This is a genomic window from Cyanobium sp. BA5m-10, assembly GCF_024346255.1.
Taxonomy (GTDB): Bacteria; Cyanobacteriota; Cyanobacteriia; order PCC-6307; family Cyanobiaceae; genus Cyanobium_A; species Cyanobium_A usitatum.
In genome coordinates this window covers 1-8,213 of sequence record NZ_JAGQCP010000075.1, presented here as the reverse complement: position 1 = coordinate 8,213, position 8,213 = coordinate 1, and the positions used below count along the sequence as shown (strand labels likewise).

General features: G+C 63.0%; 7 protein-coding genes. 4 read left to right on the top strand and 3 right to left on the bottom strand.

The genetic code is table 11. The features are described 5' to 3' along the window. The 4 genes from KBY85_RS15100 to KBY85_RS15085 all read left to right on the top strand — a co-directional run. On the top strand, positions 1-461 hold a 461-nt coding region (locus KBY85_RS15100; RefSeq protein WP_315859999.1), incomplete at its 5' end, for a transposase. Between the two features lie 664 nt (positions 462-1,125). Then, the gene (locus KBY85_RS15095; RefSeq protein WP_254962286.1) at positions 1,126-1,968 is read left to right on the top strand and encodes a hypothetical protein; all 843 of its coding nucleotides are present in this window, start codon (positions 1,126-1,128) and stop codon (positions 1,966-1,968) included. An 81-nt stretch (positions 1,969-2,049) separates the two neighbouring features. Continuing rightward, positions 2,050-2,775, top strand: a complete 726-nt coding sequence (locus KBY85_RS15090; protein WP_254962280.1) for a thermonuclease family protein — start codon at positions 2,050-2,052, stop codon at positions 2,773-2,775. A gap of 1,280 nt (positions 2,776-4,055) precedes the next feature. Next, positions 4,056-4,397, top strand: a complete 342-nt coding sequence (locus KBY85_RS15085) for a hypothetical protein (protein ID WP_254962279.1) — start codon at positions 4,056-4,058, stop codon at positions 4,395-4,397. 280 nt (positions 4,398-4,677) lie between these two features. Here the strand turns inward: KBY85_RS15085 and KBY85_RS15080 are convergent, their stop codons facing one another. The 3 genes from KBY85_RS15080 to KBY85_RS15070 form a co-directional block, all read right to left on the bottom strand. Next, positions 4,678-5,850 (bottom strand): Fic family protein, encoded by a 1,173-nt coding sequence (locus KBY85_RS15080; protein WP_254962278.1) that lies wholly within the window; start codon positions 5,848-5,850, stop codon positions 4,678-4,680. Between the two features lie 84 nt (positions 5,851-5,934). Beyond that, the gene (locus KBY85_RS15075; protein WP_254962277.1) at positions 5,935-7,275 is read right to left on the bottom strand and encodes a DUF6880 family protein; all 1,341 of its coding nucleotides are present in this window, start codon (positions 7,273-7,275) and stop codon (positions 5,935-5,937) included. Beyond that, positions 7,230-8,213: hypothetical protein (locus KBY85_RS15070; RefSeq protein ID WP_254962276.1), on the bottom strand; the 984-nt coding region annotated here is incomplete at its 5' end. The genes KBY85_RS15070 and KBY85_RS15075, both read right to left, overlap by 46 nt.

Sequence of the window (8,213 nt, the reverse complement as noted above, 5' to 3'; positions counted from 1 at the left end):
GCCACGTTCCCAAAGCCGGCCAGGACATGGTGGCCGCTGCCATGAAAGCGGTGTTCGTCATCCAGGCCCCCGATCAGGTGCGCTCCCACTGGCAGCGAGTCACCGAGATGCTGCGCAAGCAGTTCCCGACAGCTGTGCCCGTGATGGACGCCGCCCGAGACGACGTGCTGGCCTTCCTCCACTTTCCCCAGGAGCACTGGCGCAAGGTGTGGAGCACCAACCCCCTCGAGCGCCTCAATAAGGAGATCAAAAGACGCACCAACGTGGTCGGCATCTTCCCCAACGACGCTGCGATCGTGCGGTTGGTAGGTAGCCAGCTGCTGGAGCAGCAGGAGGAATGGCAGCTGGAACGCCGGCGCTTCTTCTCCGAAGCCACCATGGCCAAGATCCCGGAGCCAGAAGAAGCACTGGAGCTCACTGATGCTGATCCGTCCGCCCAGCCAGGCGAACCCATCAACTGAAAGGCACCAGCTCCACACTCGATCTACACAAAACACATCGATCGCTGAGTTGCCAATTCAGCGATCAGGGTTCATAATGGATAAACGGAGCTGCGCAATCAGCTTCCAGGCAGTCATCCCCTGCCTGCCACTGTTCACCCTCCGGAGAGGGTCACAGGACCTCCTGAGTTACACCACTCAGAGGGGCGCTACCCGCTGCCGCCGCCGCACTCCAAGACCTAAAGACCGCAGGCCAACAACTGGCCGATGCAATCACCCGCCTGGCTGATGCAATGCAGCCCGAAGACGCTGCCTAGAGTTGCTACAACTCAGGCGCGAGTGATGAACACCATCCCGCAACGCGATCAATACACCTATCCGATCTGGCGTTGCGATGACGATGAGCCGCGCGTACCTGAACCCGATCCGAAGGCGAGCGCACAGGCGCGGAGAGCATGGCGAGCACCAAGCCCCGGCCAATGGGTCCTACCTGCCACTGCTTAGTGAGGGTTATCCGTGCCGCCCTTTCTCTCTAGATTAAGCTCCCAAATTATGGGACAGAACATCACAATAAGGAAGGATTGGCCGCGGCAAGCTATAAAAACCCCAACCCGTGTCCTTAACGGGTTCGCCTATGGCGTCCGGTCCCCAGCCTGTACGCAGATTCTGGGACAGATCTGTTCGTATGCCTACCGTCACCCTGGCTGATGCCGCCCGTGTTCTGGGGTTCAAAAGCAGGAGCACCCTCTACCGCCTGAAGGATGCGGGCCAGCTCGATCAGTACCTGAGGCCGGACGGCCCCAGCGGCCGCCAGCTGCTGGAGCTGGCGCCCAGGGGCCTGCCGCCACTACGGGAAGCGGTGGCCCGGCTGATCCGCCCCCAGGTCAACAACCAATTCGGAGCCCGGCAGGCCCGGCCGGATAAGCGCTGGAGCCTGGTAGCCGCGGCCCTGGGCGATGAGCTGGCCAACTGCGGGGGCCTACAGCTAACCGCCGCCGAGGCCCAGGCGATCGCCGCGGCCCTGCCCGATGCCATGGGCGAAGCCTTCGGGGCCCAGGGGCTGGAGCTGCTGCGGGTGGCCCTGGCTGATCGGGGCTGCTGGCTGGCTGGCCCCGGCACCCCCACCAACCCCGACGCGGAGCGCGAATGGTGGGCCGAATGGGGCCGCTACGAGCCCGGGGAGCCGGTGGAGGATGGGCCGTTCTGGGATTCGGTGGCCGGAATTGCTGGCGGAATGATGGGCCCCCCGTTCCATGGGATGAGCGGCCCCACAGCTGCAGAGCTGCATTTTCAAATGCGGGATGCGATCGACGAAGTAGGCCGCGGCGCCCGATGGGACCCGGCCCACTGGGATGCCGCGTCGGCCCGGTCACTGCTCGACGATGCCGACGTATCCGCCGGGCTGTGCCCTGATTCCCTGCCAGAGCTGGAGCGGCTGGCGGCTGGGGGCCTGTTGCCGCCTGATCTGCAGGCCCTGGCCGATGCCGCCCTGCAGCGTTACCAGCAGGGGGCCACCGCCGCGGCCTGAGGTGCGCCGTTTGCTGAGCTGGCCCCGGTTTAGGTGCCGTCGATCTTCTCTTCTACGGTGAAGCCCGCTGGGGGCTGAGTTGTGCTTCGTTTGCTGCTTGTGCTGGGTCTGCTTGCCTTTGGTGCCGGTGAAACAAGAGCGCAAACCTGCTCCAGCTTCCGTACCTGTGATGAAGCCATGCGCTCCCTGCAATCGGGTAACCGGGCTTTAGATCGCAACGGCGATGGGGTGCCATGCGAAACCCTGTGCAAGGGAGCAGGGGGAGCCTCAGCCCCGCGTCAGCAGGCCCCGCCCAGCTCTAGCGGGAGGCCTTCGGGTTCCTCTGCCCCCAAGCGATCCAGCCCCAGTCCCCAGCGGGAGGCCAAGCCAGTTGCTGCCGCTGCTGGCCCTGTGTCCCTGGTCAGCGTTGGCGACGGCGACACGATTCGGGTGAGAGGTTCCAACGGTCAGCCCGTCACGATCCGAATGGCCTGCATCGATGCCCCCGAAACCGCCCAGGGTGATAGCGGCACACAGGCCACCCTGGTGTTAAAGCAACTGCTGGGTGCTGGGGGGCTAGAGATCAGACCCCAGACGGTGGATCGATACGGGCGGACGGTGGCTGAGGTTTATGCCGGTGGCCGCAACGTCAACCTGGAGATGGTGCGACTGGGCATGGCTTATGCGTACCGGCAGTATCTGAGCGGGTGTGACGAGAACGCCTATTTAGGAGCTGAAGCACAGGCTGAGCGGGGCAGGCAGGGAGTGTGGCGCTGGGGGAACGAGGCCAAGCCCTGGGACTTCAGGAAGCAGCAACGGGCTAACTGAGGCCCTGGCCGCGGCCTGATCGGGCCGGCACCATGGCCAGACCTGCCTAGGCCTGCCGCGGCCCCTGCTCCAGCCGCTGCCGATGGGGAAGCCCGCGTCCGGTTCACGGTTGATCTGCCCCGATCGCTTCACAAGCGGTTAAAGCTGGCCGCGATAAATCAGGAACTGCCGATGCCCGACCTTGCCCGGCAGGCCCTGGGGGAGTGGCTGGATTCGCGGGGCTGATCGCCGCGGCCCCTGCTGCCTTGCTTGCTTGCTGCCTGCCTGACTTGCTGAACTGCTGAAACACGTAACGAATCGCCGGGTAGTCCGGCGCAGCTGGAGGTACTGGAACGCTTCGCTACGGTTTATGCGGCGGTGCTGGCCCTGGCTGAGGAACTGAAGGGAGACCGTCCGAGCTGAACGCGGATGGTTCGTGGGGCCAAGGCTAGTTGGGCTGTTGTGTTATTTCTGCTCTGCGACGGTTCCCTCTACAGGGCACGAGGAAAGAAGGAGCACTAAAATCAGGTTAGCGTTCCATCCATCGCTATTCACATTCCATCCATCGCCATTCGCAGAGCCCTAATCGCAACGCTTGCCAGCTTTGTGATCGCGCCAGAAGCATTTGCCCAGTGCGCGGCAAGTGGTTGGTGTGCTGGAGGTATTAGTGCCGAGGGTGACGCTACCTACATAAAGGTTTTGAGCCGCAGTGGTAAATATGTCACCGTCCAGAGTCAGAAGGTTCGATCCAACGGTGTCGTAGCGCAGGCCCGCGAAGTTTACGACTGTCAAAATGGTCGAGCGAGGTTGACAGCTGCCCTCATAAATGGGGTTTGGTTAACTATGTCTCGCATTGACTGGGATGAAGTTTTGCCAAACACCGTTGGGGAGGCTGACTTCAACGCGGCCTGTCGGTAGGGGTATTGGATCTGACCGCGGAGTCCGCGGACGATCCATGAACAGGTGTAACAGCCCCACTTGTACTAGGCACAACGAGCGCCGCACTGTTACCGCCCTAGCGCTGGAGGCGATCGAAGCGGCCCTATCGGGTGGCCTGCGGGCCCCTGGTGGCCCCTGCTGCTGGCCGGTACCGTCTGGCTACCCGATCGGGTACCCGTGCCCCTGGCTCAACTAAACCTGAAGCTGCCCCCTGTCGTGCTGGCGCAATGGCGGGCCCTGGCCGCGGCATCCACCCCAGTAGCGCGATTGTGCCAAACGCAGACGGTGGCAGAGACTTTCAATTCATCGGCGCTGCTTGGTTCAATGATCTACTTTTCCTCTATCGCTCGCCGGTTTGAGCCATGAGACGTAATCTAGCTATCCGACTATTCCTCACCGCAGTCGTCTCTTTCCCCATCTGGTTCGCACCAGTCCTCACGGCATCAATCAACGTTTCCGAAGGTAGAGCCCCGTGGGAGGACAAAAAGTTTGTCCTCGATATTGAAGCGGCAAAGCTTGCCCAACATGGCTACTACAGCTTTGAAGACGCACGACAAGGAATAATTGATAGTCGTGCGAGGGAGGAGCAGATCCGCGAATTTAAAGCGCAAGGTGTGAGCGAGTTCCTTTTAAGCGCGTTGGGCTTCATTGTCTTCACGGGCGTTTTGATCCTGATATGGCGCACGCCACCCCCCAAATCTTGAGCTACAAGCGCCCCCAGGCCATCGCGTAACGGTGGTGCTCAAGGAAGGCGAACCCGGCACCTGCGGCCCTCAGATGAACGCCCCATGCCCCGCCAGGTGCCAATTTCCCACCAATTTCCCACTTTCACCCAAAAGCCGGATCGAGAATAACTGCGCTGCAATGACTCTGGCCTACAGGCAGCCGCCTTCTAAGCAGCCGGTCGTTGGTTCGAATCCAACAGGGGGCGCTTTCCAAATCAACTGCACGGACGCGGTTGGCCGATGCGATGGAGCAGAAAGCTCAGAGCGGCTCAGTTCCCTCGCTGAGGATCGCCAGGTAGGCGTCGTAGGCGAACAGACGATTGCGCTGGCCGCCGGTGATTTCCCGGGCGATGCCGAGTTCCACCAGGATCTCGAGGGCCTTGCCGGCAGTGGGGAAACTCAGTCCGCTCAGCTCCTTGAGCTTCTTGGTGCTGGTGAGCGGCCGCCGGCGCAAAGCGGCATAGCCCAAGCGCACGCTGGGGCCTGATCGGCCCAGTGCTTCCAGCCGCGCTTCATCCGTATGAAACAGGGCCAGCAGCCGCTGAGCAGTAGCCACCGCGGCTGAGGCCGTGCTCTCCACGCCCTCCAGAAAGAACTCGATCCAGGCCTCCCAGTCGCCCTGCTGACGCACGCCATCGAGCAGCTCGTAGTAGCGGCGGCGGTGCTGCTTGAAGAACAAGCTCAGGTAGAGCAGCGGCTGCTGGAGCACGCCAGCCTCGATCAGCATCAGCACAATCAGCAGTCGGCCCAGGCGGCCGTTGCCATCGAGAAACGGGTGGATCGTCTCGAACTGCACGTGGGCCAGGGCGGCACGTACCAGCACTGGCAGAGAGTGCTCACCGTGGTGGCCGCCATGGATGAACTGCTCCAGCAACCCCATGCAGTCCTCTACTAGCCACGGCGGAGGCGGCACGAAGCGGGCATTGCCTGGGCGGGTGCCACCGATCCAGTTCTGGCTGCGGCGGAACATCCCCGGCAGGCGATCGGCGCCGAGTCCACGGCTCAGCAGCCGGCCGTGGATCTCGCGCAGCAGGCGACAGGAGAGCGGGAACCCCTCCGCCAGCCTGGTCAGGCCATGCTCCAGCCCGGCCACATAGCTGGAGACCTCCACCACATCGTCAAAGGGAACGCCGGGTGCTTCCTGCAGCTCGAACAGCAGCAGATCAGAAAGCGACGACTGGGTGCCCTCGATCTGGGAGGAGAGCAGGGCCTCGCGGCGCACGTAGGCGTAGAGGAACAGCTCGGGGTTGGGCAGCAGGGTGGAGACGCCATCAAGGCGGCCGCAGGCCAGCAGCGCCCGCTCATGCAGCGCCTGCAGTGGACCCGCACGCAACACCGGGGGTTCTGGCGGCAGCGGGTCGGGCACAAAAGCCCGCACCGTTTCCCCGGCGGTGGCGCTGACCTCGTAGTGGCCGGTGGCCTCGCGCCGCATTACCCCCCAGCAACTTTGAATACGCAGCAAGCTTATTCAAAGAAAAGGCTTTTCCTGTGAATTAGGGACCACCCTGTCAAAGCCTCAGCGCTCCACCAGAGACCAGAAGCTCCAGCGGCCGCCAAAGGCTTCCCGAATGCGACCCACGAAGCTCTCATGGCGCTCCACGCCCTGCCAAGCGTCGATACGGGCGGCCAAAAGCTCACAGGTCCGCAGGTGCTCGGCCGCGTGCCGGTAGCGCTTGGTGCGGCCCGTCGACAGGGCAAAAAGCAACATCACCCGCAGCAGCACCGTGGCGGCCAGCGGCTGCTCAGCGCTGAGCCGCTCAGCAGCTGGGGCAAGGATTTCGTAGGACTCACCATCCCAGTCGGGCCCATGGGTGAGCACTAGGCGCCCAGCCCGCGCTACTGCGGGCCAGCGCACAAGGAAGTCGAGGGCCAGCAGCCGCATGGGATGGTCCTCTGCCAGCGCAAAGGCCCGTTCCTCCACCTCCACGTCCTCGAAGGCAGCAAGCCGTTTGAGGTGGTCGCGCAAATGGCAAGCCGAGAGGGTTTTGGTAAAACAAGCCCAACGCAACTGCTGGGCCTCGTCGTTGCGGCCCAGGGCCTCAAGCACGGCGATGCGGGTGTCGTGCCACTCGGGGGAATGCCAGGTAGCAGCAGCACTGGCGGCGCCATCCAGCACGGCCAGGGCCTGCTGGCTGCGGCCCGCCTGCAGCAAATGGCCTGCCACATCCGCGGCGGTAGGGGGCCAGGCCAATTGCTTGGCATCAAACTGGGCCACATAGCCATCCACATCACCCAGGCATTCAGCGATCTGCAGCAGGGCTGGGTGACCAGCGCAGGCACCCCGGTCGCGGCAGCCTTGCTCGAGAAGTCGCAGGCCCGGATCGCCAAGGGCATCGGCCACCGCCGGGATCAAGTCGTCAAATTGGCCGTAGCCGTTTTCAAATACCAGCTCCAGCAGCTGCTCAGCCAGCGCTTCGGCGGGCATGGCGGCCGCGCTGGCCAGCGGCCCGAGGTCAAGCACGGCCCTCTGGAACAGGCCAATCACGATGCCCGTGCTGTCGGAGCAGCGATCGAGCACACCATCTGCCAGCTCGAGAAAACGCAGCAGCAACTCCAGAGCCAGCGGCGGATCCACTGCCGCCACCGGTCCAGCGATGGCCTGGCGCTGGGCCTCCAGATCAACCACCAAGGCTTTGCGCTTGCGCGAATCGACATAGGTAGTGGCACGGGCCAGGGCTGCCAAGCGCTTGCGCACCTCCTGGGCCGCTCCCCCGGCACCCTCAGCCGCAGCTAGCGCCAGCCGCAAACGGCGCTGCATCACCGCACTACCAGCGCTCACCTCAATCAGCAATTCGGCGAGGACGGCCGCGCCTAGGCCTTCGAGGTTTTTGGCATTGAGGGTGCGCTTGGCAGCCATTGCTCCTTATAGGGCTGGTCGCTTGGGGCAGCACTTGGGTGCTCGAACCCGTCTAACACCACCAAGCCTGGAGCGGCGCCGGCGAGGCTCTCCAAACGCAAACGAAGTTCCGCCAGCAACTGCAGCGTTTGGGGCGCACGCACGTATTGCCTTGGCACCAGGAGGGCATCGCCAACCTCTAAAGGCAGCTCTAGGGGCAGCACCCTGCAGGAATCGTCTCTAAGAAGCAAGGAGAGGGGAGTAGCGAAACCAACGACGAGATCTTTAGAATTAACCTGCTGAGATTGCGAAGAATTCCGAATCGGTTTAGGGGTGGTGCCGCCATTCCACAAGCCACAAGCTTCCAGAACAGCCTGAAATTTAGGAAAGGCGCCATCAGGCATGGGCATACAGGGATAGGCAGCCACATCAGCAAACGTCACCTGCTCACCAAGCTCCAGCAACGGGTGAGATTGATCGACCAGCAGCCAAATCGGCATTCGGCTCAAGCCAATGCAGGCAATGGTGGGGTCAGTGGCAGCTGGCACATCGGGGTAGGAAGCGATCCAGACGTCGATCACCCCTTCCCTCAGCAGCTGCAGCGGCTTTTCGTATTCATGAAAGTGAAAACATCCAGCAATCCAACCTGCTGGAGCCGGCTCACAGAGCAAGGGGCCCGACCAGTGCTGCGCCTCCAGACGCAAAGGCCCTCCATTGGCCCACCGCACCGCCTGGTGAACGCGGCGCTCAAGATTTAGGAGTGTCGTATCACCATCGAGGTGCCACTCGGAGCCTCGCCTGGCCAGGGAGAGGCCAAAAACATCGGCGCACCTGCGACTCAAGCGACTCACACTGGACTGACCGATCTGAAGCCTGGCCTCAACCTGATGGCCAGTGCGCAGCCAAATCAGACCGTCTAAGGCAGCTAGCCAATCAAGCTCAACCACCCCCGCCCCAGC